This is a genomic window from Brevundimonas lutea (assembly GCF_003704105.1).
GTDB lineage: Bacteria > Pseudomonadota > Alphaproteobacteria > Caulobacterales > Caulobacteraceae > Brevundimonas > Brevundimonas lutea.
On the sequence record NZ_QUOQ01000003.1, the window covers coordinates 424,254 to 450,256 of the forward strand.

General features: G+C 69.7%; 25 protein-coding genes. 9 read left to right on the forward strand and 16 right to left on the reverse strand.

Annotated features, from left to right (window positions below):
- The first annotated feature begins 21 nt into the window (after positions 1-21).
- From purF to EES48_RS06045, 3 genes are read left to right on the forward strand one after another with little or no spacing between them, the layout of a single operon-like run.
- The gene (gene purF / locus EES48_RS06035; protein WP_122465469.1) at positions 22-1,530 is read left to right on the forward strand and encodes an amidophosphoribosyltransferase; all 1,509 of its coding nucleotides are present in this window, start codon (positions 22-24) and stop codon (positions 1,528-1,530) included.
- Positions 1,531-1,535: 5 nt separating this feature from the next.
- The gene (locus tag EES48_RS06040) at positions 1,536-1,895 is read left to right on the forward strand and encodes a VOC family protein (protein ID WP_122465470.1); all 360 of its coding nucleotides are present in this window, start codon (positions 1,536-1,538) and stop codon (positions 1,893-1,895) included.
- Positions 1,896-1,922: 27 nt separating this feature from the next.
- A complete protein-coding gene (locus EES48_RS06045) occupies positions 1,923-2,681 on the forward strand; it encodes an SDR family NAD(P)-dependent oxidoreductase (RefSeq protein WP_122465471.1) in 759 nt (252 codons plus the stop codon).
- On the opposite strand, the gene EES48_RS15010 is transcribed toward EES48_RS06045, so the two are convergent.
- From EES48_RS15010 to EES48_RS06080, 7 genes are all read right to left on the reverse strand, one after another.
- Positions 2,641-3,210, reverse strand: a complete 570-nt coding sequence (locus EES48_RS15010; RefSeq protein WP_205679377.1) for a hypothetical protein — start codon at positions 3,208-3,210, stop codon at positions 2,641-2,643. The genes EES48_RS06045 and EES48_RS15010 overlap by 41 nt on opposite strands.
- Positions 3,211-3,251: 41 nt before the next feature.
- Positions 3,252-4,862 carry a ribosome biogenesis GTPase Der gene (gene der, locus EES48_RS06055; protein ID WP_122465472.1) on the reverse strand — a complete coding sequence of 537 codons (1,611 nt, stop codon included), beginning with the start codon at positions 4,860-4,862 and terminating at the stop codon, positions 3,252-3,254.
- Positions 4,863-4,883: 21 nt separating this feature from the next.
- Positions 4,884-6,317, reverse strand: coding sequence for a PQQ-like beta-propeller repeat protein (locus tag EES48_RS06060; protein ID WP_122465719.1), 1,434 nt, complete (start codon positions 6,315-6,317; stop codon positions 4,884-4,886).
- A gap of 25 nt (positions 6,318-6,342) precedes the next feature.
- A complete protein-coding gene (locus EES48_RS06065) occupies positions 6,343-7,128 on the reverse strand; it encodes a tetratricopeptide repeat protein (RefSeq protein ID WP_122465473.1) in 786 nt (261 codons plus the stop codon).
- Positions 7,129-7,287: 159 nt separating this feature from the next.
- Positions 7,288-7,716, reverse strand: a complete 429-nt coding sequence (locus EES48_RS06070; protein ID WP_122465474.1) for a hypothetical protein — start codon at positions 7,714-7,716, stop codon at positions 7,288-7,290.
- On the reverse strand, positions 7,703-8,266 hold the full coding sequence (locus tag EES48_RS06075) for an RNA polymerase sigma factor (protein WP_122465475.1): 564 nt from the start codon (positions 8,264-8,266) through the stop codon (positions 7,703-7,705). The genes EES48_RS06070 and EES48_RS06075 overlap by 14 nt, the downstream gene beginning before the upstream one ends.
- Before the next feature lie 30 nt (positions 8,267-8,296).
- Positions 8,297-8,707 carry a DUF6249 domain-containing protein gene (locus tag EES48_RS06080; RefSeq protein ID WP_122465476.1) on the reverse strand — a complete coding sequence of 137 codons (411 nt, stop codon included), beginning with the start codon at positions 8,705-8,707 and terminating at the stop codon, positions 8,297-8,299.
- A gap of 168 nt (positions 8,708-8,875) precedes the next feature.
- Between EES48_RS06080 and EES48_RS06085 the strand changes: the two genes are divergently transcribed.
- Both EES48_RS06085 and EES48_RS06090 read left to right on the forward strand, forming a co-directional pair.
- Positions 8,876-9,703 carry an endonuclease/exonuclease/phosphatase family protein gene (locus EES48_RS06085; RefSeq protein ID WP_122465477.1) on the forward strand — a complete coding sequence of 276 codons (828 nt, stop codon included), beginning with the start codon at positions 8,876-8,878 and terminating at the stop codon, positions 9,701-9,703.
- Positions 9,704-9,724: 21 nt separating this feature from the next.
- The gene (locus EES48_RS06090; protein ID WP_122465478.1) at positions 9,725-10,483 is read left to right on the forward strand and encodes a pseudouridine synthase; all 759 of its coding nucleotides are present in this window, start codon (positions 9,725-9,727) and stop codon (positions 10,481-10,483) included.
- 118 nt (positions 10,484-10,601) lie between these two features.
- Here EES48_RS06090 and EES48_RS06095 read toward each other — a convergent pair whose 3' ends face one another.
- Positions 10,602-10,952 (reverse strand): ArsC family reductase, encoded by a 351-nt coding sequence (locus EES48_RS06095; RefSeq protein ID WP_122465479.1) that lies wholly within the window; start codon positions 10,950-10,952, stop codon positions 10,602-10,604.
- Positions 10,953-11,017: 65 nt separating this feature from the next.
- Positions 11,018-12,739, reverse strand: a complete 1,722-nt coding sequence (locus EES48_RS06100; protein ID WP_122465480.1) for a coiled-coil domain-containing protein — start codon at positions 12,737-12,739, stop codon at positions 11,018-11,020.
- 239 nt (positions 12,740-12,978) lie between these two features.
- On the opposite strand from EES48_RS06100, the gene EES48_RS06105 reads away from it, so the two are divergent.
- Complete coding sequence (locus EES48_RS06105; RefSeq protein ID WP_162998045.1) at positions 12,979-14,526, forward strand: phospholipase D-like domain-containing protein; 1,548 nt, start codon at positions 12,979-12,981, stop codon at positions 14,524-14,526.
- 271 nt (positions 14,527-14,797) lie between these two features.
- Here EES48_RS06105 and EES48_RS06110 read toward each other — a convergent pair whose 3' ends face one another.
- The 4 genes from EES48_RS06110 to EES48_RS06125 all read right to left on the reverse strand — a co-directional run bounded on the left by EES48_RS06110 (position 14,798) and on the right by EES48_RS06125 (position 19,944).
- Positions 14,798-15,574, reverse strand: a complete 777-nt coding sequence (locus tag EES48_RS06110) for a hypothetical protein (protein ID WP_162998046.1) — start codon at positions 15,572-15,574, stop codon at positions 14,798-14,800.
- Complete coding sequence (locus tag EES48_RS06115) at positions 15,571-16,908, reverse strand: replication-associated recombination protein A (RefSeq protein WP_122465483.1); 1,338 nt, start codon at positions 16,906-16,908, stop codon at positions 15,571-15,573. The genes EES48_RS06110 and EES48_RS06115 overlap by 4 nt, the downstream gene beginning before the upstream one ends.
- A gap of 37 nt (positions 16,909-16,945) precedes the next feature.
- Positions 16,946-18,622, reverse strand: coding sequence for an alkaline phosphatase family protein (locus tag EES48_RS06120; protein WP_240623239.1), 1,677 nt, complete (start codon positions 18,620-18,622; stop codon positions 16,946-16,948).
- 104 nt (positions 18,623-18,726) lie between these two features.
- The gene (locus EES48_RS06125) at positions 18,727-19,944 is read right to left on the reverse strand and encodes an FG-GAP repeat domain-containing protein (RefSeq protein WP_122465485.1); all 1,218 of its coding nucleotides are present in this window, start codon (positions 19,942-19,944) and stop codon (positions 18,727-18,729) included.
- Positions 19,945-19,994: 50 nt separating this feature from the next.
- On the opposite strand from EES48_RS06125, the gene purL reads away from it, so the two are divergent.
- Positions 19,995-22,205 (forward strand): phosphoribosylformylglycinamidine synthase subunit PurL, encoded by a 2,211-nt coding sequence (purL, locus tag EES48_RS06130; protein WP_122465486.1) that lies wholly within the window; start codon positions 19,995-19,997, stop codon positions 22,203-22,205.
- Positions 22,205-22,570, forward strand: coding sequence for a hypothetical protein (locus EES48_RS15015; protein ID WP_205679378.1), 366 nt, complete (start codon positions 22,205-22,207; stop codon positions 22,568-22,570). The genes purL and EES48_RS15015 overlap by 1 nt, the downstream gene beginning before the upstream one ends.
- Here the strand turns inward: EES48_RS15015 and EES48_RS06140 are convergent.
- Genes EES48_RS06140 through EES48_RS06150 form a run of 3 tightly spaced genes read right to left on the reverse strand, consistent with a single transcriptional unit; the run spans position 22,559 to position 24,495 of the window.
- A complete protein-coding gene (locus EES48_RS06140; RefSeq protein WP_122465487.1) occupies positions 22,559-23,155 on the reverse strand; it encodes a DUF805 domain-containing protein in 597 nt (198 codons plus the stop codon). The genes EES48_RS15015 and EES48_RS06140 overlap by 12 nt on opposite strands.
- Before the next feature lie 9 nt (positions 23,156-23,164).
- Positions 23,165-23,635: a hypothetical protein gene (locus EES48_RS06145; RefSeq protein ID WP_122465488.1), complete on the reverse strand. Its 471-nt coding sequence runs from the start codon at positions 23,633-23,635 to the stop codon at positions 23,165-23,167.
- Positions 23,632-24,495 (reverse strand): D-alanyl-D-alanine carboxypeptidase family protein, encoded by an 864-nt coding sequence (locus tag EES48_RS06150; RefSeq protein WP_122465489.1) that lies wholly within the window; start codon positions 24,493-24,495, stop codon positions 23,632-23,634. Before EES48_RS06150 ends, EES48_RS06145 begins: the two co-directional genes overlap by 4 nt.
- 140 nt (positions 24,496-24,635) lie before the next feature.
- Here EES48_RS06150 and EES48_RS06155 point away from each other — a divergent pair, with 140 nt between their 5' ends.
- Entirely contained in the window at positions 24,636-26,000 is a 1,365-nt protein-coding gene (locus EES48_RS06155) for an MFS transporter (RefSeq protein WP_122465490.1), read from the forward strand.
- Positions 26,001-26,003: the final 3 nt, after the last annotated feature.

Sequence of the window (26,003 nt, forward strand, 5' to 3'; positions counted from 1 at the left end):
GCCCGTCCTCGGAGTCCGACGATGAGCCCTTCGCACCGTATCGCCGATCCGGTGGTCCATCGCGCGCACCACCGCGACGCCGACGATGACCGCCCCCGCCTGGAATGCGGCGTCTGCGGCGTCTGGGGCGCCGAGGGCGACGCCTCCGCGGCCGTGGCCCTGGGCCTCCACGCCCTTCAGCATCGCGGCCAGGAGGCCTGCGGCATCGCCTCGGTGTCCGGCGACCGCTTCCATACCGAGCGACACCAGGGCCTCGTGGGCGAGGCCTTCGGCGGGGCCGACCTGGTCGACCGCCTGCCCGGCGACGCGGCCGTGGGCCACACCCGCTACTCGACCTCCGGCGGCAGCTTCCTGCGTAACATCCAGCCGATGTTCGCCGACCTCGACACTGGCGGCATCGCCATCGCCCACAACGGCAACCTGACCAACTTCCGGGCGCTCCGGAACGAGCTGGTGGCCGAGGGCTCGATCTTCCAGTCGACCTCCGACTCCGAGGTCATCCTCCATCTGATCGCCCGCTCGCGCCGCAGCCGCATCGTCGACCGCTTCGTCGACGCCCTCAGCCGCATCGAGGGCGGCTACGCCCTGGTCGCCCAGACGCCCAAGAAGATGATCGGCGCCCGTGACCCGCTGGGCATCCGCCCCCTGGTCCTCGGTCGCCTCGGCGAGGCCTGGGTGCTGGCGTCGGAGAGCTGCGCGCTGGACACCATCGGCGCGACCTTCATCCGCGACGTCGAGCACGGCGAGGTGGTGGTCATCGACGAAGAGGGCCTGCGTTCGATGCGCCCCTTCCCCGCCCGCGCCGCCCGGCCCTGCCTGTTCGAGTATGTCTATTTCTCCCGCCCCGACAGCGTGGTTAACGGCAAGTCGGTCTATGAGGTCAGGAAGGCCATGGGCCGCGCCCTGGCCCGCGAGCACGGGGTCGAGGCCGACATCGTGGTGCCGGTGCCCGACTCCGGCGTGCCCGCCGCCCTCGGCTATGCCCAGGAGAGCGGCCTGCCGTTCGAGATGGGCATCATCCGCAGCCACTATCTGGGCCGCACCTTCATCCAGCCCAGCCAGGGCGCCCGTCAGAAGGGCGTGAAGATGAAGCACAGCCCCAACCGCGCCGCGCTGGCCGGCAAGCGGGTGGTGCTGATCGACGACTCGATCGTGCGCGGCACCACCTCGCTGAAGCTGGTCCGCTCGGTGCGGGCCGCGGGGGCCGCCGAGGTCCACCTGCGCTCCGCCTCGCCGCCGATCCTCTATCCCGACTTCTACGGCATCGACATGCCGGAGCGGGAACAGCTCCTGGCCGCCAATCACTCCCTGGCCGAGATGCGGGCCCTCCTGGAGGTCGACAGTCTCGGTTTCCTGTCCGTCGACGGGCTCTACGGCGCGGTCGGCGCCGGCCCCCGCAACGCCGAACAGCCCCAGTACACCGACCACTATTTCACCGGCGACTACCCCACCCGCCTCTTGGACCGCGAGGTCGAGACGGGTGGCGCGGAGGTGGCTCACAAGCAACTTTCGCTGCTGGTGAGCGCTTGATCGGCATGGAAAATCGCCTCGGCTACTTCACCCTCGAGACCCCCGACATCGACAAGGCCCGAGCCTTCTACGGCGCCCTGTTCGGCTGGGGCTTCAATGACGACTCGTCCCGGCCGACCTACGCCCATGTCACCGGGTCGGGCGAACAGGGCGAGCCCGCCTTCGGCATCGCCAAGGGCGAGCGCCGCGACTTCACCGCCCTCTACTTCCGCGTCGCCGACATCGACGCGACCTGCGCCCGGATCGAGGAGCTCGGCGGCAAGGCGGCCGTGCCTTCCGAGAGCGACAGCGGCAAACATGTCGTGGTTCAGGACGACCAGGGTGTCAGCTTCAGCCTGTGGCAGCCCGCCCCGGGCTATGTCTGACGGCTCGGGCGCGCTATCAGCCGCGCCATGACGGACACCCCCTCCCCCGACCTCCCACTCGCCGGCCGAATCGCCCTGGTCACGGGCGCCTCGCGCGGCATCGGCTATGAGGCCGCCCTGGCCCTGGCCAGGGCCGGCGCTCAGGTGGTGGCCGCCGCGCGCACCCAGGGGGGCCTGGAAGAGCTCGACGACGCCGTCTTCGCCGCCACCGGCCGCCACGCCGCCCTCGTGCCCTTCGACATCGTCGACGGCGGCGGCATCGACCGCCTCGGCGGGGCTCTGCATGAGCGCTTCGGCCGCCTCGACATCTGGGTCCACACGGCCGCCACCCTGGGCGCCGCCGGGCTGACGCCGGTCAGCCACGCCGAGCCGCGCGGCTTCGCCAAGATCGAGCGCACCAACTTCACCGGCGTCTACCGCCTGATCCGCTCTCTGGAGCCCCTGCTGCGCCAATCCGACGCCGGGCGGGTGGTGCATCTGACCACCAGCGTGGCCCGCGCCCCCAAGGCCTTCTGGGGCGCCTATGCGGCCACCAAGGCCGGAGCCGAGGCGCTGATGGCCGCCTGGGCCGACGAGATTGAGAACACGCCCATCCGCGTCGCCATCCTCGACCCAGGCCGCCTGCGCACCCAGATGCGCGCCCAGGCCTATCCGGGCGAGGACCCGGCCGACCTGTCGCCGCCCTCGGAGATCGCGCCCCTGATCCTCGACCTCGTTCGCCCCGACGCCGTCCCGCCGCTGAGGGTTAGCTTCCCGGAGTGGCGGACGAGCCGTTCTGCGTCGTGAGGCCATAGGGATCGGTGGCCCCGGTCTCGCAGTAGCCGAAGAAGGCCCGCACCGCCGTCAGGCCCTCGGCCTTGGCGTTCAATCGGGTCACTTGCGCCGGGCCAGTGATCAGGTCGCCGGTGGTGACGTCCAAAGCGCCCGAGCGCGACAGCGCGGCGATGACCGGATGGTCCAGCGGGGCGGTCGACGCCCAGGCGAAGACCTCGCTCTCGCCGCCGGACGTCAGGCGCGCTGGCGGCGGTTCGTCACCCGGCCATGTCATCTCGACCTCGACGGAGGCCGGCAGGCACGACAGGCCGAACAGGCTGACGCCCTCGGCCCAGTCCCCGTCGCCGAAGTCCAGATTGGCCGATCCGCCGTGGGGTCGCCACGACCAGTCATAGGTCTCGGGATAGGCGACCTCCGTCGGCGCGGCTGTGGCTGGCGCCGCCACCGAAGGGGCCAGCGCGGGCGCGGGAGCCGGGGCCTCGGCCGTGTCGCAAGCCGCCAGCAGTCCGATCGCCGCCGCCGTCATCAGTCGCCAGCTCATCAGGCTCTCCCTAATCTCGGTTGTCGCGCCGTGGGCGCGGGTCAGCGGCGCGGACCGCTCTTGTGGCCGGTACGCACGCGGCCCGAGCGCGAAACCTGCCGAGCCCCGCCGCGCGCGCCCTTGCCCACCGGCACAGAACTTCCGGCCTTCTTGCCGGATCCCGACTTCAGCCCGGACAGTGCCTTCACCTTGGGCTTGGCGGCCTTCTGCTGCTCGATACGCTTGCCGGGCAGGCTCGACAGCGCCTCGGCCTTACGGATCTTGCGCGGCGCGGTCTTCGCCGTCCCCTTGAACCGCTCGGGTCCGGACTTGGCGCCGCCCTCGGCGTAGGGATTGGCGCTGCCGGCCTTGACCGTCAGCCGCACGGGCGTGCCGTGCAGGTCGAAGCTCTCGCGCAGACTGTTGACCAGATAGCGTCTGTAGTGGTCGGGCATGGCCGACGCGCGGCTGGCGAACAGCACGAAGGTGGGCGGTCGCGCCTTGGTCTGGGCCATGTATTTGGGCTTGACCCGCTTGCCGTCGACGGCGGGCGGCGGATGGCGCTGGGTCGCCATGGCCAGCCAATCGTTGAGATCGCGCGTCTTGACCTTCACCGACCAGGTCGCATGCGCCTCGGTGATCGCCGGCATCAGCCGCTCGACCCCGCGCCCCGAGAACGACGACAGGGCCACAAACGGGCTGCCCTTCAACTGCGGCAGCTTGTTTTCGGCCAGAACCTTCAGCTCGGCCATCCGCGCCTGGGGCTCCTCCTCCAGATCCCACTTGGCGGCGACATAGACCAGCGCCCGCCCCTCGCGCTCGACCAGATCAGCCAGCTGCAGGTCCTGGGTGTCGAAGGCGTCGTCCTTGTCCATGACCAGGACCACGACTTCGGCGAAGGTGATGGCCCGGATGGTGTCGGCGACCGACAGCTTCTCCAGCTTCTCCTGAACCCGGGCCTTGCGACGCATGCCGGCGGTATCGACCAGGCGGAAGCGCTGTCCCTCGTGCTCGAAGTCCACCGAGATGGAGTCGCGGGTGATCCCGGCTTCCGGCCCGGTCAGCAGCCGGTCCTCGCCGATCAGACGGTTGATCAGGGTCGACTTGCCGGCGTTCGGCCGGCCGATGACGGCGACGCGAATGGGCTTGTCGGTTTCCTCGTCTTCCGAAACCTCGATGTCGGCCGAGGCCATGGCGACGGCGGCGTAGAGGTCGGCCATGCCCTCGCCGTGCTCGGCCGAAATAGCCACGGGTTCCCCAAAGCCCAGCCCGTGCGCCTCGCCGACCCCGCCGCCGGATTCCCGGCTCTCGGACTTGTTGGCCAGGAGAACCACGGGCCTGTCCTGCTTCCTCAGCCGATCGGCGAAGATGCGGTCCAGGGCCGTCACGCCCTCGCGCGCGTCGACCATGAACAGGATCAGCTCGGCGTCCTCGATCGCCGCCTCGGTCTGCTCGCGCATGCGGCTCTCGAGGCTTTCGTCGGTGACATCCTCATAGCCGGCGGTGTCGATCAGCGTCAGGTCGATGTCGCCGATGTTCCCGTCGGCGTAGCGCCGGTCGCGGGTCACCCCCGGCCGGTCATCGACCAGCGCCAGGCGCTTGCCCACCAGCCGGTTGAACAGGGTCGACTTGCCCACATTGGGGCGTCCGACGATGGCGACCTTCAGGGCCATCTCACGCGGCCCTTTCCGGCCCTATTGAATGGAGACGAGCTGCCCGTTGTCGAGCAGGACGTAGAGAACGCCATTATAGGCCATCGGCGCGATATAGGCGGGCGCCCCCAGACGAATTTCCGACTGCTGCGCCCCGGTCTTGGGATCCAGCGCCACGGCGACGCCGTCGGAGTTGACCAGGATCAGTCGGTTCGACGCCAGGATCGGCCCCGACCAGATCGGCCGCACGGTGCGGTCGAAGAAGCCGAGGAAGCCGCCTTCCTGACGCACCCGGCCCTCGTTCAGATCACGGGTCCAGTAGACGCCGCCGTTCTCGCGGTTCGCCACCGTCAGCTCGCCCGACTTGGAGACGATATAGACGGCGTCGCCGGCGGCCAGAGGCGCATTCACGCCCGCGACCGGCAGGCTCCATTTGGGCTGACCGGTGCGCAGGTCCAGCGCGCTCATCACGCCCGAGTGGCTGACGGCGTAGACAGTCTGGCGGTTGATCACCGGACGGCCCGCGATATCGCGGATTTCCGATAGGGCGTTGGTGCGGCTGGCCTGCGACAGCACCTGCTGCCACAGCGGCTGGCCATTGGCGGCGCGCACCGCAATGACCTCGCCCGACGAGAACGGCGCGATGATCGTGTCGCCGGTCACCGCCGGGCTGGAGGCGCGCAGGAAGCGAGCCGGCTCGGCGATCGCCTGATAGGACCAGGCCTGCTCGCCCGTGGCGACATCAAAGGCCAGCAGCTGGTTGTCGACGTCGATGGCGTACAGCCGATTTCCGGCCACCGTCGGCGCGCCGTGGATCGGCGACTCGACCGATTGGCGCCACTGGATCGCGCCGGTCGCGGCGTCCAGCGCCAGGACCTGACGGTAGCCCGAGACGACGAACAGGCGGCCGCCCGCCGCAGCCACGCCCCCGCCGAAACCGCCCGTGACCTCGCCGGCGGAGCCGCGGAAACCGATGCCCGTGCCGAACAGGCCGGCCCCGGGCTCACGCTCGTCGGTCGGCTTGATGTTGGTGCGCCAGGCGATGGCGCCGGTCGCGGCGTCGACGGCCACCACGTCGGCCTCACCGTCGATGGCGAACAGTCGTCCATTGTCGGCGACCGGCGGCGACGTGACCTGAAGGCGACCGCCGGTGCCCGCGCCGATATCGCGCCGCCAGCCGACCTGGAAGGCCGGGGCCGCATTCACATGCTCGACCGACTGCTCGAGGTTGCCGCCCGGCACCGCCCAGGAAGACACGGGTGTCGGTCCAGGGAGGAAGAAGTCGCGACCGGCAAGGTCAGACGAGGGAGTCAGCTGCTGCTCAAACTCGATGATCGAGACGCGCTCCCCGGCCGCGGCGACCGCCTCCGGCTGGCCGTCCCCGCCAAACGGCCAGAGCCTGCGGGCCGTGGAGCAGGAAGCGAGGCCCACGGACACCAGCCCGATCACGGCGAGCCTGAAAGCGGTGGCGGTCATGCGGTGTTCGATCCTGAGCGACACGTTACTGGGCGGCAGCCGGGGCCGGAGCCTCGGCGGCCGGAACCGACGCAGGCGCGGCGGCCGGAGCGGCGGGAGCGGCGGCGGCCGGAGCGCCGGCTCCATCCGCCGGCATGGCCTGAAGCGTCGCCGCGAGGGCGGGCGCGAGGCCGCTGTCGATGCTGTCAATCGCGGCTTGGGCGCGCTGGCGGACGTTTTCCGGCACGTCCTGGCCGATCGTCAGCAGGCTGAGCGCCTCACGCGCCGGCTGGGCCTGACCCGCCTTGAGCCGCGAGAAGGCCAGCGCCTCCTGGGCGAAGGGGCGGAACGGGCGGCCTTCCTCGACCAGCGGATTGAGGCGCGCCTCCATGTCGGCGAGCGACGCGTCGGTATCCATGGCCAGATAGGCGGCCTTCAGCGCGGCGGCGTCCTTCAGCAGCGGATCGCGCGTGGCGTCGGCGGCTTCATCGAGCAGCGCCAGGGCCTGGGCGGCGTCGCCATCGACGAGCGCCAGATTGGCCCGCTGGTGCAGAGCCAGGGCGCCGTAAGCCCCCCCAAATTCCTGAACCGCGACGAAGGCCTGCTCGGCGCTCTCGGCGTCGCCTTCCTGCAAGGCTTCCAAACCGGCCTGGTACTGGACCGAGGCCTCATCGGCTTGCCGGGTGCGCCAGCTGTCGTAGCCCCACCACGCCAGGGCGGCGATCAGCGCCAGCAGCAGCAGGCCGCCGACGATCGGCAGCCAGCGGCGGGCCAGGCGCTTGTAACGCTCCGATCGAAGATCTTCCTCGACCGCTTCAAAGACATCGACCACGTACGGGGCCCCTCGGAAATTGCGGCGCGACCCTACTGGGTCGTTCCGGCCCCCGCAACAGACGCAGAGGGCGCAATCCTGCGCCCGGGCGACGGCGGGTCGCTGATTGCTGGCCTAGGGGGGGACCGTGGCCGGAAAACGGCGCGAGCCCCGCGGACGTCAGGTCTGGCCCGTCAGCTTGAGCGCGCCCAGGGTGGCGGCCGCCACCAGAGCCGCCGCCAGTCCCCAGAACAGGGTCATGCCGCCCAGGGCGCCGAGATCGATGAACGACCCCAGGCCGAGCTGATCCAGACCGTTCATCATCGCCTGCTGTCCCTGCACGCCGACCGAGGTCAGGGAGGTGTCGACCGCCCGAGCCGACCCCTCGGCCGCCTCTCCGGCGCGGAACACGAAATTGGTGGCCAGGGTTTCGCGCACCGCCACCACCCCTCCGATCAGGCCCGCCGCGCCCAGGAAGACGCCGCGAAAACGGGAGCCGCGCTCCAGCCGCCGCGCCACGCCGGCGGCGAACAGGTCGGCGTCCGCCATCTGCGGCGCACGGGCGTACAGTCGCTCGATGAAGGGATCGAATTCGTCAGGCCCGGACATCGGCCGGCCTCCCGTGCTGGTCCACGACCGGCGCAAGCCGGGCGCGGAGTTTATCGAGACCACGTTTGACATGGGACTTCACCGTTCCAAGGGGAAGGTCCAGCGACTGGGCGATCTCCGGATGGGAGAAGCCAGCGCCGTGACACAGTGAGACACACAACCGCTCGACCTCGCTGAGCGCCTGCAGCGCCTCGTCCAGGTCGACCAGCTCCCCCGCCTGGACGCCGCCGGAAGGCTCCGGTTCACCCTCGAGCTCGGCGACATAGCGCGCCTCTTTGGAGCGCCGCCGCAGGTACAGCCGCGCGGCGATTCGCTTGACCCAGGCGCCGAAGGTGCCCTGCCCCCTGAACTCGCCAACCTTCTGGAAGGCGGTCAGAAAGGCGTCCTGGGCCACGTCGTCGGCCAGGGACGGCTGGGCGCCCATCCGCCTCAGCAGGGCGCGGACCGCCGAGCCGTGGCGGCGAACCAGCTCGCCGAACTCGGCCCGGCCGCCGGCCGCCGCCAGGGCGGCCAGCTCCACGTCGTGCATGTCGATCGGGCGCTTGGCCATGATCCGACGGTTCCTCCCCGTGACCGACGATCAGTCGCGGTTCTTGTTGAGCAGGCCCAGCACCAGGAAGGCGGCGCCGATGGTCGCGGGGATGGTGGCGATGCCGAGCAGGCTCTGGTTCGCACCGACCCAGCCGTCGTTCCAGCCGAAGTCGCTGACGATGGAGAACAGGGCGATGCCGACGCCGACCGCCAGCCAGATGATGCCCTGACGGATGTCGCGGGCGCGAGAGCTGGGCCGCTTGGGCGGGGCCTCGGGCACATTACGCGTCATGGCCTCAATCAGCTCGGGTGGCAGCGGCTGGCCCTTTTCCAGCGCTGCCCGGACGGTGGCCTGCATCTCGGCCTGCTCGCGGGCCCTGATGATCTTGGGCCAGACCACGATGGCCACGACCATGAGGAACGGCGCCGTGACGGCGGCCAGGGCGACAAGAATTTCCATCTCGGGCTTCCTTCTCAGAGAGACGTTCGTTGGACCGGAGCGTCATGCCGCGGCCTTCTGATCACAAGAGGCGGGGACGAGCGTCCACGGATGCGAAACAGGACGTGAAATCTTCGTAAGGTCGGCCAGGCGTTAGGGTGTCCCCCTTTTCGCGTGAGGAGATCGCCAATGCTGAACCGCCGCCGCCTGCTGGTCGCCGGGGCCGGGATCGCCGCGATGCCGCTTGCCGCCTGCGCAACCACGGGGACAAGCGCCAGACGGTCCCTTACCGTGGCCACCTTCAACATCTGGCACGACATGGGCGACTGGCCGACCCGCAGGCCTATGGTGATTCGCGACCTCGCCGCGCTGGACGCCGACATCATCGGCCTGCAGGAGGTGCTGCAGGACGAGGGCCTGCCCAATCAGGCCGAGGACATCGCTCAAGCTCTTGGCGGCTATGATGTCCACTTCGTCTCGATCGACCCGCCCGGCCAGGCCCGCCGCTATGGCAACGCCGTCCTCAGCCGACTTCCGGTGCTGGCGCGCGATGAGATGAAGCTGCGGCCGCTCGACGACTCGCGCACCGCCGCCCACGTCCGGGTCGATCTAGACGGAAGCCCCGTCGACATCTTCAACACCCACCTGCACTGGCGGCAGGAGGGCGGGGCCATCCGCGCCCAGCAGATCGCCGATCTCCTGAACTTCATCGACAGCCGCTCCGACGACGCGTCGTCGCTAGTTCTCGGTGACATGAACGCGGTCATCGCCTGGCCCGAGTTCCAGCCCCTGCTGGCCCGCTATGACGACGCCTGGCGGCTCCGCAACCCGACCGCCAGGGAGCCGACGACCCTGGTTCCCGGCCTGCATCAGAGCGCCGTGCGCATCGACCATGTGCTGGTGGAGAAAGACTGCTTTACCGTGCACGACGCCCGGCTGTTCGCCACCGAGGCCGACGCCGCGGGCGTCTATCCGTCCGACCACTTCGGCGTCATGGCCCGGCTGGCGGTGCGCTGAGCCCCGGTCTAGACCGCGCTCATGGCCTGGACCCGCACCTATGACCTCGACGAGCCCCAGCGGGTGAACCGCTGGCTGGGCCAGAGCGGAGTCTGTTCGCGGCGCGAAGCGGAGGGCCTGATCGCCCAGGGCCTGGTCAGCATCGACGGCGAGCGCGTCTCCGACCCCGGCCGCAAGATCGAGAAGGGTCAGACGCTGACCCTGTCGGACCGCGCCGAGGCGCAGCTGGGTTCGGCCCTGACTGTGCTGCTGCACAAGCCGGTGGGGATCGTCTCGGCCCAGCCCGAGCCGGGCCAGGTTCCGGCCGTCCGCCTGTTGACCCGTCGCGCCCTCGTGGGCGAGAGCCCAACGATCCCCGACGCCAACACCAGCCTGGCGCCCATCGGTCGGCTGGACATGGATTCGCGCGGCCTGCTGATCCTGTCGGAGGACGGCGTGGTGGCCAAGGCCGTCATCGGCCCGGCTTCGGAGCTGGAGAAGGAGTATCTGGTCACGGTCGGTGGCGAGGTCACCGAGCGGAAGCTGACCCTGCTGCGCCACGGCCTGGAGTTGGACGGCCGTCAGCTGCGCCCCGCCCGCGTGACCCGCACGCCCGAAGGCCCGCTGCGCTTCATCCTGACCGAAGGCCGAAACCGCCAGATCCGGCGCATGTGCGAGCTGGTCGAACTGGAGGTTACGGACCTCCTCCGCATCCGCGTCGGCCCCCTGACCCTGAATGGCCTGCCTGAAGGGAGATGGCGAGCGCTGACGGCGCAGGAGCGGGTCAGTCTGGTTTCCTGATCCCGCCGCCTCACCGGCGAAGGCCGGGGCCCAGAAGGTCTTGCGTGAGATGCCGACGACGGACCTGCGTTCGCGGCCGTGGACCCCGGCCTTCGCCGGGGAGGCGGAAAATTCTGGCCTAGCTCAGCGCCTTCTCCCAGGCCTCGGGCTTGAATCCCACCAGCGTCCGGCCGTCCCCCAGGTCCAGGATAGGGCGCTTGATCATCGACGGCTGCTCCAGCATCAGCGCCACCGCCTGGTCGGCGTCCAGGCCAGCCTTGGCCTCATCAGGCAGTTTGCGGAACGTCGTTCCGGCCCGGTTCAGCACCGTCTCCCAGCCATGCTCGGCCACGCGCGCCTCGAGGAAGCCGCGGTCCGCCCCGGCCTTCTTGTAGTCGTGGAAGGCGTGATCGGCCCCGCGCTCGCCCAGCCAGGTCCGCGCCTTCTTCACCGTGTCGCAGTTGGGAATGCCGTAGAGGGTATAGGCCACGTCGCGTCTCCGAGGTTTGGATCGGGCGCGTTTGTCATGGTTCGAGGGCGGTGTCTGCTATCGGCTCAACGCCTCGACGTTGAGCCGCTGATCTGAGCGGCGGCCGCTTCCGCGCGGCTGGCCAGAGCCTCACCCCCGGATTGGGTTCGGGCGGCCTCGGCGACGTCCAGAAACGCCTGACGCGCCTGACCGTGCAAGGCGGCCTTTTCGCTGTCCGGGCCAAGACCGGCCATTTCAAGCAGCAGAGCGGCCTGCGAGCCGCGTGTCGTCGCCCACGCCATGGGCGCCCTTTCGCGAGTGAAGACCTCCTGATAGGCGCCGAAGCCGTCGTAAGCCGAACGCAGCATGCTCGTGTCGCCGGCCCGTCGCCCCACGACCACCAAAACCTCGGCCCTGCCGCGCGTCAGATTGGCCCAGTGTGTCGGTGACCGCTCCCGGGTCATGATCGGCAAGGCTGCGTCGTAGACGGCCATGGCCTGGCCGAGCAGGGCCTGCGCCTTGGCCTGATCGGGCTCGGCCTCCGCCAGTCGACGAAGCGTCGTGCCCTCGACGTCCCTGAGCGTGCCCCACAGGGCGGGCGTCTCGTCGCGCGAGACATTTTCATCCGCCTGCCGCACCGCCTGGAGGGTCGCTTGCCGCGCCTCATCGCCCCCGACGGCGTCCGCGCGTTGGCCCACGACCAGCACGCGGTTGGCATAGGCGTTGGCCCGGTTGTAGCGGGAGGTCGTCGGGGTGAAGGTCTCGATCATCCGATCGTAGGCGGCGATGGCGCGGTCATAGTCGGCGGCCTGACGCGATCGTTGGGCCACCGCGGCATAGGCGTTGGCGAGGTTGCCCAGCGCGGCCGGCCGGCGCGGGCCGTCGAACTGCGCCGCCTGCTCTAGCATGGCGATCGCTTCCGGGAGCGCGGTGGGGTCGCCGGCCGACTGAGCCACAAGCGCCGCGCCCAGGCTGCTCTGGCGCACGGCCAGATCCGCCGGCGACGTCAGATCGGAGGACGCATCGACCGCGCTTCTGAAGGCGGCCGCGGCCTCGGCTCGCAGAGCCGGGTCGCCCTGGCTCGACGCCTGAAATGTCAGCACGGATCCCAGCCGGACCTGGGTCTCGGCCCAGGCCTCGGGGCTGCTGGCGCGCGGAACGAGGGGCAGGGCGTGATCGCGCAGCACCGTGGCCGACGCCGCGAGCGCCTGCGGATCGGCTAGGTCCGAGCCCTGGAGATAGAGCGACTGAGCCTGGTTCAGTCGATATTGCCAGCGCTTTTCGGCGTTCGCCGCGGGAGCCAGCATCGCCGCCTGCTCGAACAGGGCGGCGGCTCCGGCGTAGTCAAAGCCCGCGTTCCGGACCGCGCCGCGCTGGTTCACGATGTCGGCTTCCCGCGCGGCCAGATCGTCGACGCGGGCCGACAGGGTGGTCCGCGCCTGGCCGAACTGATCGCCGGCTTCGGCGAGCTTCGCCTCCGCCACATCCAGCTCTCCCTCGTCGATCGCCTTGGTCGCGGCTTCCAGCAGCGGCTGTACGGCCCGCATCAGCCGGGCCGAGTCCAGGGTCTCGAGCTCCTTCTCCAACTCTCCGATCCGGGTCCTGGCCCCGGCCAGCTCGATCGCCCGGTCGTCGATCGCCTTGATGATCTGACCCGGATCGGCGGTGGTTAGCCGCGTGCCCAGTTTGCGCGCGATGGCCCGCACGGCCGCCGCCGAGGTGTTCCTCTGGGCCGCGATGCGCGTGATGTCACCTTCGAGCGAAGCTAGCCGCGTCCGCTCCGCCGCGCTCAGCGGTCGATCCCTCATGGCCGGCAACTGCGCCCAAACAGGCGCGGCCGTAGCCATCGCCAAAACGGCTAGGCAGCTGATCGCTATAGGTTTCATCGCGTGTCTCCCTACCCCACGTTGCGCTCAATCTTCGAAAAAACAACAGAATTCGAGCGCTTGCCGCCGCGAAAGATCGGGAGTCCCCGCCGCGCCGTCCAATCGGCCGGGCGTATGGTCTTCGGCCGGCGTGAAGCGCCGACACCTTGGGTTCATCCCCCGTGGCCGATAAGGAACGCTTCGGACGGCTGGGAAAGACTGCGATGCTGGAAGCTGGAACGACCGCCTGGCGCGTGGAGCGGGCCGATCGGGTGGCGCTGCTGGTCGACATGGACCCGTATCTGACGGCGGCCGAGGCGGCGATGCGGCAGGCGCGACGGTCGATCTGGTTCTTGAACTGGGCCTTCGACCCGGACACGCCCCTGACGCCCGAGGGACCGAACGGCGAGGCCGAGCGCATGGGCGCCTTCCTCAAGCGGCTGGCGGCGGAACAGCCGGACCTGGACATCCGCATCCTGTGCTGGGACGCACCCCTGCCGGTGGCGGGCGTGCAGCGGTTTTTTCCCTGGCGCAGCCGGCGCTTCTTCAAGGACTCGCGCGTCGACTTCCGTTTGGACAAGACGGCGCCGATCGGCGCGGCCCACCACCAGAAGGTGGTGGTGATCGACGACGCCCTGGCCTTCTGCGGCAGCTGCGACATCGGCCCGGATCGCTGGGACACGCCGGACCACAAGTTCCCCGATCCACGCCGCCTGCCGCCCGGCGGCGGCAAGCGCTGCTATGACTGTCGCCACGAGATCATGACCATGGTCGACGGCGAGGCGGCGCGAGGCCTGGGCCAGCTGTTCCGCGATCGCTGGGAACGGGCGACCGAACAAACCCTGCCCTCCCCGCCCGACGAGGCGACAACACCCTGGCCGGACCATGTGAAGCCCGACCTGATCGGCGCGCCGGTGGCGATCGCCCGCACCCAGGCGCCGTGGCGCGATCAGCCCGAGATCCGCGAGGGCGAGGCGGCCACCCTGGCCGGCATCGCGGCGGCGAAGCGCACCCTTTATCTCGAGAACCAGTATTTCGCCTCGCCCATCGTGGCCGAGGCTTTGGCCCAGCGCCTGGAAGAGGCCGACGGCCCCGAGATCATGCTGGTCTCCACCCAGCACTCGCCCAGCTGGTTCGACCAGATGACCATGGACAAGACCCGGTCGAACTTCCTCAAGCGACTGGAGGAGTCCGACCGCCACGGGCGCCTGTTCGCCTGCGCCCCGGTGACCGAAGGCGGCGAAACCATCATTGTCCACGCCAAGCTGATGATCGTCGATGACCGCTATGTCCGACTGGGATCCAGCAACATGAACAACCGGTCGGAAGGCTTCGACACCGAGTGCGACCTGATCATCGACGCCGGCGAGGCTGAGGGCGACGGCGAGGCCTGCGTGGCCGTGTTCCGCCAACGGCTGATCGCGCACTGGCTGGGCGTCGAGGAGACGGTTGTGGCCAAGGCGGTAGACGCCCAAGGGCTTATCGGCGGCGTGCGGGGGCTGGAAGCGACCACGCGCCGGCTACGGCCGCTGAAGTCTCAGGCTCTGGGCGCCCTGGCCGGCTTCATCGCCAAACACCATCTGGGCGACCCTATCGCCGGCGGCGACAGCCTGCGCCCCTGGCGACGTCCGACCCTGATGCGCCGCAAGCTGGCCGAACAGGTTGCGGCGCTGGAGGCGGCCCGCGCCCCGGCGCCGGACATGCCCGAGGATGCAGACGCGCTGGAGTAGGCTTCTCGACCAGGGGTGTCGTGGGGTTCATCACAGCGACCACAGAGAAATCACAACGGGCACCGGGGAGACGGTGGCTGTTCAGCTCGATTTTTGCGCCGTCGTTCGCATCGGCGGCGTTCGCCGCCCCGGTCTAATCAGCCCCCTCCCACCTAGGAAATGCCGGGGTGGCCTTGGCGCCGATCCCGCTGTGTTCGTCGTGTCTTCCGCTGTGATCGTCGTGCTGAACCAACGCAATCAGAACCCTGCGCCACGCGATGGACGTTCGGGCTCAATCAGCCGCCGGCGCGCGCCCCAGCCAGATGGCGCGGCCGTTGAGCATCGACCACAGGATCACCCCGGCCCCGGTCGAGGCGGCCCAGCCGCCCGGCTGGATCGCCGAAAGCAGCACGATCCCGGCGCCCAGCAGCGCCGGCAGATAGATCAGGCTGAACAGCGCCGAGGCCCCCCAGCCTCGCCCGCGCAGCGTCCACGGCGGCCCGGGCTCGCGCTTGGTGAAGAAGATGGGCAGCAGCGCCAGCGCCAGTACGATCGGGCCAATGACGGCGATCAGGGCGAAGGCGCCGAACTGGGCCGTCGCGAAGGTATCTAGCCAGTCCGGAACCTGGTGACGGCGGATCGGATGCCAGGCCGAGGCCAATACGCCCAGCAGCAGCAGACCCAGCCCGGCCACGGTCGGCAGGGTGGTGACCAGCGCCCGCCGCGTGGTCCAGCCGGTCGCCCCGAACCGGCGTCTCAACAGGAAGACCACGCCCAGCAGCACCGCCCAGGCCAGGGCGGCGTAACCGAGGTCGGCATAGCGCCATTTCGACGTGCGATATTGATCCTGCAGCTGGTCGAACCGCACGGTCGCGGCCTGATAGTCGGCCGGGCCAGGTGACGATCCGAGCCCCTCTCGGATCCCGTCCAGAGCCGCGAAATAGGCCGGGCCATCGCTGTGCCAAGGCGTCGTCCACGCCAGCGCCAACAGCCCGACGCCGATAAGCGCCAGCGCGCCCGCGATGGCCGGCAGCCAGCGTTCGCGACCTGCCCCCAAACTCGAAATCACGCCTGATCGTCCCCCGTGTCGGTGTCGTGGTCGTTGCTTATGCCGGCGCGCAGCGCGGCCCAGCGGTCCAGCCGCTCGCGAATCTTGGCCTCGTGGCCCTCGCCCTTGGGCTTGTAGAACACCCGGCGCTCCATCTCGTCGGGAAAATAGTTGGCGCCCGAAAAGCCCTCGGGCGTGTCCGGGTCATACTGGTACCCCTTGCCGTAGCCCAGCGACTTCATCAGCTTGGTCGGGGCGTTGCGGATATGGGCCGGGGGCATCAAGCTTCCCGTCTCGCGGGCGGCGCGGGCCGCGGCCTTGTAGGCCTCATAGACGCCGACCGACTTGGGCGCGGTGGCCAGATGCACCACCGCCTGGGCCAGGGCCAACTCGCCCTCCGGCGACCCCAGGAAGTCGTAAGTGTCCTTCGCCGCATTAGCGACCAGGATCGACAGGGGGTCGGCCTCGCCGATGTCCTCCACCGCCATCCGCACGATCCGTCGCGCCAGATACAGCGGGTCCTCGCCCCCGTTCAGCATCCGCGCCAGCCAGTACAGCGCCGCGTCCGGGTCCGACCCGCGCACCGACTTATGCAGGGCGGAGATGAGGTTGTAGTGCTCCTCGCGGCTCTTGTCGTAGGCCGGCGCGCGCCGTTGCAGCGTCCCGGCCAGCCCCTGCACATCCAGCGTCCCCACCGTCTCCGGCAGGGCGAACAGCGTCTCGGACATGGTCAGCAGATAGCGCCCGTCGCCGTCGGCCAGCGCCAGCAGGGCCTGCCGCGCCTCTGCGGTCAGCGGCAATGCTTTGCCCTCATGCGCCTCGGCCCGGTCGAGCAGTTGACCAAGCGCCGCGTCGTCCAGCCTCTTCAGCACGAACACCTGCGATCGCGACAGCAGGGCGCCGTTCAGCTCGAACGACGGATTCTCGGTCGTGGCGCCGACCAGGGTGACCACCCCCTCCTCCACGAAAGGGAGGAAGCCGTCCTGCTGGGCCCGGTTGAAGCGGTGGATCTCATCGACGAACAGCAGCGTCGACTGCCCCGCCGCACGCCGCACCCGCGCCTGTTCGAACGCCTTCTTCAGATCCGCGACGCCGGAGAAGACCGCCGAAATCTGCTGGTACTGATAGCCCGCCGCCTGGGCCAGCAGCCGGGCGATGGTGGTCTTGCCCGTGCCCGGCGGGCCCCACAGGATCATCGATCCCAGGCGTCCGGCCTCGACCATCCGCCGGATCGGCCCCTCGGCCCCCAACAGGTGGTCCTGTCCCACCACCTCCTCCAGCGCGCGCGGCCGCAGCCGGTCGGCCAGGGGCGCGTGGGGCGGGTGGATGCCGGAGGCTTCGAACAGATCGCTCATGTCCGCCGACAAATAGGGGTTGGAGAGCCCCGCGTCTCTAGTCCGGACAGGTCGGCGCCACGTCGCCGAGAGCCAGGCAGCGACCGTCGCGCCCCTCCGGCACGGCGACGCCGATGGCGTTGGCCAGGGTCGGGGCGATATCGACGGTGCGGATCGGGGAATAGCGTTCCTGGGCCGCCGCGCCCGACCACCAGAACAGTATCGGCACCCGGCGGTCGTGGTCCCACGGCGTGCCGTGCCCCGCGACGGAGCCGCCGACGCGGCCCTGACCCGGGGTGATCCAGGGGTGAAGCGCCATCATGATGTCGCCGCCGCGCTCGGCATCGGCGCTCAAGCGGAAGCGCTGGATCAGGGTCAGTTCCTCGGGATCGGCGTTCTGCGGCGGCATGGGCTCGGCCAGAACCTCGGCGCGGGTCCAGGCCCCGGCCACCGTGGGCTCGGCGCGGATCAGTTCGACCGTTGCGGCGGCCACCTGGCTCTTCAGCGGCTCCGGCAGCGCCCGGCGCTCGCCGTCCACGACGTAGAGCATCCCGTCCGAGATCAGGGGATCGGCGTCCAGGTCGAAACGCTCGCGCAGAGCGGCGTTGGTGCGGTTGAGCAGTTCCCGGTCGCCCCGTCGCGCCTCGGGATGGCCGCGCAGGGCGGTACGCTCGGGAAAGTCGGCGCCGCCGTGGTCGGCGGTCAGGGCGATCAACACCGGCCCGGGCAGCTGGTCCAGGCGCTCCAGGAACTCGCCCAACGCCAGGTCCAGGCGGTGCATCTGCTCGCACATCTCCGGGCCCTGCGAGCCGTAGCCATGGCCGATGCGGTCGGTGGCCGACAGGCTGACGCCCAGCACATCGGTGACGCCGCGCTGACCCAGCTGCTGGCCGTCGATCAGATGCTCGGCCGCCTGCAGCGTCAGCTCGTCCAGCAGGGGCGAGGAATCGATGGCGAAATTGGCCGGCGGCACGGTCGAAACGAACTCGCGGTCGTTGATGGTCCAGCGACCTTCCAGCGCGCGGCAGGCCTCGCTGGCGTACGCCCACGCAGCCGGCGCGACCCGGAAACCCTCGGCGACCTGGCTGTTCAGCTCGGCGATCGGGGCCATCCTGGCGGCCATGTCCTCGCCCGGCCGGGCGAAGGTGGTGAACCCAAACTCCGGCACGTACCAGTAGGCGCCGTCGCCGGTATGGCTGTTCAGGGTGATCGCCCCCCGATCCTTGCCGGACACCGCATAGACGCGGCTGTCGGGGCTGGCCGCCTTCAGCCAGTCACCCAGGGCGTCGAGTTTCAGCCGCTCGGGCCCCACCCGGCCATTGTCGCTCAGGTCACCGTCGGCCAGGGCGTTGTCCGGCGCGGCCAGGCAATAGGTCCTCTCGCCCGTCGCCGTGTCGTACCAGTCGTTGGCCGGGATGCCGGCGTGGGTCGGAAAGGCCGCCGTGAAGAGGGTCGCGTGACCCGGGCACGTCTCGGTCAGACCCTGGGCCTGATAGCCGTTTGGATAAACCACGCCGCCGTCGATCAGCCGCTTCAGTCCGCCGGTGAAGCGGCTGCGGTACTGGTTCATCAGATTGGCGCTGAACTGATCGATGACGATCATAACCACCAGGGCCGGGCGCTGGCCCGGCGTCTCGGCCTGAGCCGGCGCCGTCGGCGTCGGCTCTTGGGCGATGGCCGGGAGGGCGAGCAGAGCCAGGCCAGAGGCGGCGGCGATCAGCAGGGATTTGGACACGGGCAGGCTCTCGAAGGCGGTCTGGCAAAGGGGGTCCTTGGCGCCCGCGCGTGACAGCCGAGCGACGGGCCGGGCTTAGCGGCCACGACCGCCGGAGGCCAGCGTCACTCGGTCGGGCCCCCCGACATCAGCAGCCGGGCCTGGGTTCCCCAGCCGCCGACGAAGACGTCCGGCACGCCGTCGCCGTTCAGATCGGCCGCGTCCATGCTCCAGCCGCGCCCGACGGTCTCGGCGGGAATGACCGTCGCGGTCACGTCTGTGAAGCGGCCCTGACCATCATTGCGCCAGGCGCGCACCTGCTGGGGCTCAAAGCCCGGCACCGCGATGGCGCTGACCACCAGGTCAGGATGGCCGTCAGCGTCGAAGTCAACCACCTGACCGCCCCAACTGGAGAAGCGATGGGCTGGCAGTCGTTCGGCCGTCTCATCCACGAACCGACCATCCTCGCCCTGGATCAGCAGCCGGGTCTGGGGATCGAACTCCCAGCCCTGATTGTTGCTGGTCAGGTTGAAGAAGACGAGGTCGAGGCGGCCGTCGCCGTTGGCGTCCAGGGCGTGGACCTCGCGGCTGTGCAGGGCCACGGCGGGCTGGAGGCGATCCGCGGCGTCGGAAAACCGCCCCTCGCCATCGTTGATCAGCAGGCGCGGCGGCCCGGCCTCGTTGGCCACCACCATGTCCAGATCGCCGTCGCCGTCGAGATCGGCCAGCAGCACATCCTGGGTCGCGTCCTCGGCCTGTGGCAGATGGGTGCGGGTCGCGTCGATGAACCAGCCCGGACGCTCCGGGTCGTTCAGCCACAGCAACTCCTGGCCGCCCCCCTCCCCGCCGGTCGAGGAGCCGACGACGATGTCCGGGCGGCCGTCGCCGTCGACGTCGCCGACCGCCAGGCCGTTGCCTTCGCTGCGTCCCGGTAGCCGGTCCGAGGCGTCCTGGAAGGTTCCGTCGCCGCGCCCGAGGAACAGCTGGTGCGTCTGGTCGTCCTCGGCGACGAAGACCAGATCGGCGTGGCCGTCGCCGTCGAAATCCGCCGTCCTCACATGCTCGGTATCGTGGGGCGTGGTCCCGAAGGCGCCTTCGACCCAGACGAAGCGACCGTCGCCCTCGTTGCGGTATAGCCGGTTGACCTCGCCCTCGACGGCCAGCGCCAAATCCAGATCACCGTCCCCATCGACGTCCACGAACACGCCATCCAGCGCATGCAGCTCGGGCGCCGCCGGCAGGTGGGTGGCGGTGACGTCGGCGTAGACGGTCGGCTCAGCACGGACCGACGACGCGGCGCAGGCCGCCAGAGCGAGCGGGACAAGCAGACGGAGACAGGACATGAGCTCGGGACGGTAGCCTATCGCCCCGCCGGTCGCTAGAAGCGCCTCCCATGAGCGCTCCCGACAAGTCCATGGCCGAACTGGCCGCCGAATACGGCCTGGCCCCGAACGAATATGAGGTCCTGCTGGACCGGCTGGGCCGCGAGCCCAATCAGGTCGAGCTGGGCGTCTTCTCGGTCATGTGGTCCGAGCACTGCTCCTACAAGTCGTCCAAGACCCAGCTGATGAAGTTCCCAACGACGGGCGAGCGCGTCATCTGCGGGCCGGGCGAGAATGCCGGCGTGATCGATATCGACGACGGCGACGCCTGCATCTTCAAGATGGAGTCGCACAACCACCCCTCCTACATCGAGCCCTATCAGGGCGCGGCGACGGGCGTGGGCGGCATCATGCGCGACGTCTTCACCATGGGCGCGCGCCCGGTCGCCTTGCTGAACGCCCTGCGTTTCGGCGATCCCGGCCACGAGAAGTCGAGGCGTCTGGTCAAGGGCGTGGTCGCGGGCATCGGCGGCTACGGCAACTGCGTCGGCGTGCCGACCGTCGCCGGAGAGACGAACTTCCACAAGGGCTACAACGGCAACATCCTGGTCAACGCCATGTGCGTCGGCATCGCGCGGGCCGATGAGATCTATTATTCGGCCGCGCCGGAAGCAGGCCATGACGTGGTCTATTTCGGCTCCAAGACCGGCCGGGACGGCATCCACGGCGCGACCATGTCCTCGACCGAGTTCGACGACGAATCCGAATCGAAACGCCCCACGGTGCAGGTCGGCGATCCGTTCGCCGAGAAGCTGCTGATCGAGGCCACGCTGGAGCTGATGGCTTCGGGCGCCGTGGCCGCCATTCAGGACATGGGCGCGGCGGGCCTGACCTCCTCCTCCGTCGAGATGGCGGGCAAGGGCGGCGTCGGCGTCGAACTGGACCTGAACAAGGTGCCCCAGCGAGAAACCGGCATGACCGCCTACGAGATGATGCTGTCGGAAAGCCAGGAGCGGATGCTGGCGGTGCTGAAGCCCGGCCGCGAGGCCGATGGCCATCGCATCTTCCAGAAGTGGGGCCTGGACTTCGCCGTTATCGGCAAGACCACCGACACCGGCCATCTGGTCCTGAAGCATCACGGTGAGACCGTCTGCGACGTGCCTCTGGCCCCGCTGTTCGACGACGCGCCGCTGTATGACCGACCTTGGGTCCAGCCCGAGCTGCACCCCCGCCTGGCCCCCGCCGAGGTTCCCGCCCCCGACAGCTGGCCCGACGCCGTGCTGTCGGTGCTGACCTGCCCGGACATGGCCTCCAAGCGGTGGATCTGGGAGCAGTACGACCGCCACGTCATGGCCGACACCCTGCAGGACTCGGCCACTGGCGCCGACGCCGGCGTGGTCCGCGTCCACGGCACGGACAAGGGTCTGGCCGTCACCTCGGACTGCACGCCCCGCTATGTCCAGAACGACCCCTACGAGGGCGGCAAACAGGCCGTGGCCGAGGCGTGGCGCAATCTGACCGCCGTCGGCTCGCGCCCCATCGCCATCACCGACAACCTCAACTTCGGCAATCCGCAACGCCCCGAGATCATGGGCCAGATCGTGCGCGCCACCGACGGCATGGCCGAGGCCTGCCGCGCGCTCGACTTCCCGGTCGTGAGCGGCAACGTCTCGCTCTATAACGAGACCAATGGCGTCGCCATTCCGCCGACCCCGACCGTGGGCGCGGTGGGCCTGCTGCCCAACTACGACGTCGTGGCCGGCTTCTCGACCATGGTTGAGGGCGACGCCCTGGTGCTGATCGGGGAAACGGTCGGCGAGCTGGGCGCCTCGATCTATCTGCGCGAGGTGCTTGGCCGCGAGGACGGCGCGCCGCCGCCGGTCGATCTGGCGCTGGAACGCAAGACCGGCGACTTCGTGCGTGGCATGATCGAAGCCGGCGACCTGACCTGCGTCCACGACTTGTCAGACGGCGGCCTGATCGGCGCCGCCGCCGATATGGCTCTGGCCAGCGACTGCGGCGTCGAGCTGGACGCCACCAGCGAGACCCACGCCCACATCCTGCTCTTCGGCGAGGACCAGGCCCGCTATCTGGCCGCCGTTCCCGATCCCACCGCCCTGATCGCGGCGGCCCAGAAGGCCGGTCTGCACGCCTCGGTCGTCGGTCACGCCCGGGGCCAGGACTTCGCCTCGGCCGGCGACAAGGGCGAACTGTTCCGCATCCCTCTCGCCCACCTGCGCGAGATGCACGAAGCCTGGCTGCCGACGTGGATCGAAGGCTGATGCGCGCCACCCTGCTGATCGCGGCCTGCGTCGCCCTCGCCGCCTGCGAAGGCGGCGGCGACCCCGTGCAACAGGCTCTCCGCGACGCGTCCGCCGAACGGCAAGCGGCGGCCTATCAGGGCTACGACCAGCCCTCGACCAAGGTTGCGCCCCCCGTGACGTCAGACGCCGAGGAGGCGGCCCTTGATGTGCTTATCGCCGAAACCCGGCGAGCCGCCGAGGCGTCGGAACGTTTGCGCGACAGCACGACGGACCCGGCGCTTCGCGAGATCGCCGAGACCCAACTGGCCGAACACCAGGCGTCGATCACGGCGCTCGAATCGAGACGCTCTGCGGCGCCGGCGGTCTCTGCTTCAGCCGATTAGGCGGTCTTCCGGCGCCGGTCCGTGTCGGTTGGGGCGCGGCTGACCGGGCAGCGCCAGCAACACCACTAGGCCCCCAAGGCTGATCAGATAGGCCACGTTGGTCAGCATCACGAGCCCGAAAAGCCCCATGTCCGGCGTGTCGCTCGTGAAGCTGTTCATCATCCGGGGAAACAGTGCCAACCCCAGTACCAGCAGGGCTAGCGGCAAGATAGCGATCCACCCCGTCAGCCCTCTGTCGTGAAGCCGCCGCGTCACGGCCGCCGCCGTCATGACGGCGATCGCCGCCACCCAGACAGCCATCGCCACGAACATCGGCGTCATGTCGAAGTCCGGTAGCGGCTCGGCGCCTTCATGCAGCTGAACCGAATAGCCGCCGGATCCGACCGTGACGGTCGCCTGATCGGGGTGGGCCTGGGCGAAGGCGTTCATCTCGCCGAACATCGACGACATGGCCAACGGCATCGTTACGAACAAACCGATCGTGAAGACGGCGAAAACGCTCAGCGCATAGGGCCAGAACTGGCCCCTGCTGTCCCGGCCCGTAAACCGGCCGATCAACGTTAGGCCCCTGATGATCTCTCTCATGGTCTCCCCTCAGATTTCCATCCGCCGCGCCAGCGGGCAGACCCGATCGTAGAAGGCCTGGGTCGCCGGGACACGGCCGCCGCGCGACAGCAGGAAGCGGTGCTCGACCACCATGGCCTGTTGCTCGATGTTCAGCCCCTCCCACAGGCAGCTGTCGTCCAACGGGTAGGCATAGGAGGCCGGACGATCCCCGGCCCTGAGCTTGCCGGTCAGCAGATTGACGCCCTGCTGGGCCTGCCAGACGTGGACCAGTTCATGGATCAGCACGGCCTGCTGTCTTAGGGGCGCGGCCGTGAAATCCGCCGGCAGGCTCCGCTCCGGCCAAACGATCCAGTCGCGGCCGAACCATCGCCCCGGCACGAAGGCCCTGACCACCGGCCAGGGCGCCGCCAGCAACCGCACCTGGTCCAGAGCCAGGGCAGGCCCGAAACTCTCGGCGGCCAGCGCCCGTTCGCCCGACGTCAGGCCGCGCACCCTCACCCGGCCGGTTCCGCGACGTATTCCCAATGCCAGGGCTCAAAGACATAGGGCACGAAGCCGAACCGGTGCGCATTGCTCACCAGCCACAGATAGGCCGGGCTATGCGACATGAAATGGCGGCTGGCCGGCTCGGTCGAGACCACGCCCATGCCGGTCAGATGCCCGACATAGAGGTCGATCGCCGCCCCCGTCCGGTGCGCCGAACACTCCGCGCGTCTGAGGCCGTCGCAGTTGCCGTCCTGCGCACACCGCGCCGCGTCCTCGACCGGGTCGCGCCAGCCGGAGACGATCTGGAGAAACTCGGTATTGCCCGCCAGCGCCGGAACCTCGGCCCGCGCCGCGGCGACCATGCGGCGCCAGGCGTCCAGAGTGTCGCGCCTGAGCAGGCGGGTCAGCCGGTCGGCCGCCTCCTCCTGGACCGTCAGATAAGCCAGCTCGCTGATCGGCGGCGGCTCCGGGCATTCGCCGCGCACCCGGGCCATCAGGAACGGCCTGCGCTCCTGCAGGACACCGCGCAGCACCTGGAACTCGGCCTCGCCGAAAACGCCCGTGGCCGGCAGACCATAGCGCATCTGCCATCCCGCCAGCCGCTGGGCGAACACAGCCGACTGCGCCGCGCACCGCGTCCCCAGCTCGCGCTGCATCAGCGGCAGGTAGGTGTCCCAGCCCCACTCCGGCGTCCCGAACGGCGCCCACTCCAGCCGGTCGATCGACTGGGCGTTGACCAGGGCCACGGCGTCCCAGGCCCCATCGTCGAGATGACAGACCTCGGCGCCGTCGGCCACGCGCGACTGGGCCGCGACCTGACCCGCCAGGGCCAGGCTCAGCAAACCTACAGCGACGGCGATCCCGCGAGTCATCCATGCTTTCATCGCCGGAGGGTGCCGTCGCCCGGCCCTTCCCCGCAAGAGCTGTTGCGGACACGCTCGCGCGAGCGAGCGCGACGCGGCATGGTGGCGACGACGGCGACTCGCCGCTGCAGGGATCGACCGAGCACCCGATGACCGCCGCCCCGCTGACCCAGCGCCGCTCCAACCTCACCCTGGCGACCTTCTCCCTCGTTTGCCTGCCATTGGCGGCGTTCGGGGTGGCCCTGCCCGTCACCCTGCCGGAATTCTACGCCAGCCATGTCGGCATCGACATCGCCATGGTCGGCTACATGTTCATGGCCGTGCGGGCCATCGACATCGTCGCCGACCCCTTCATCGGCGCGGCCATGGACCGGACCCGCACGCGCCTGGGCCGCTATCGGCCCTGGATGATCGCCTCGGCGCCGGTGCTGATGCTGGCCGCCCTGATGATGTTCGTGCTGGTCCGGCCGGGGGCCGGCCCCGGCTATCTCTTCCTCTGGCTGCTGGTGCTCTACCTCGGCTTTTCGGTCGGCACCCTGAGCCAGCTGGGCTGGGCCAGCGTGCTGGCGCCCGAATACGACCAGCGCAGCCGCGTCTATGCCTGGTGGCAGGCGTTCAACATCATCGGCGTCATCGGCATCCTGATCCTGCCGGCCGCCGTGGTTCAGCTGGGCGTCGGCGACTATGTGGCGGGCGTCCACATCATGGGGTGGGTGATCATCGCCCTGCTGCCCCTGACCATCGGCCTGGCGGTTCTCAAGGTGCCCGAGCCGGTCACCGTCACGGACGGCGCCCACGGCGGCTTCCGCGCCTATATCGATTTGCTGAAGCGACCGACCGTGTCGCGCCTGCTGGCCGCCGACCTCCTGCTCGGCATCGCGCCGGGCATCACCGGCTCGCTGCTGTTCTTCTTCTTCGATCAGATCAAGGGCTACGACCGGGCCGAGGCCTCGATCTTCATGCTGCTCTATTTCATCGGTGGCCTGGTCGGCGCGCCGATCTGGGCGCGGCTGGCCAACCGGATCGGCAAGGCGCCGGCGCTGATCGTCGCCAGCCTGATCTTCGCCGGCCTGTATTTCGGCGCGACCCTGTTGCCCGGCGGCAATTTCGCCCTCACCGCCGTCGCCATGTTCATCGCCGGACTGCCCTATGCGGCGGGCCTGTTTCTGCTGCGCGCCATGATGGCCGACGCGGGCGACGAGGTGCGGCTTGAGACCGGCGTCGAGCGGACCGGGCTGATGTTCTCCATCCTCTCGGCCACGACCAAGCTGGGCCACGTCTTCGCCCTGATCCCCTACGCCGTCCTAGGCTGGGTCGGGTTCGAGGCGGTGGCGCCCCAGGGCGGCAACAGCCCGACGGCCCTTCTGACGCTGCAGATCATGTTCGTGGTCGCGCCCGCCGTGCTGATTGCCCTGGCCGCCCTGGCGCTGAGGAACTATCCCCTGACCCCCGCCCGCCACGACGACATCCGCCGCGCCCTCGACGCCCGCGCCGCCCAGACCGAGCCCGCCTGATCG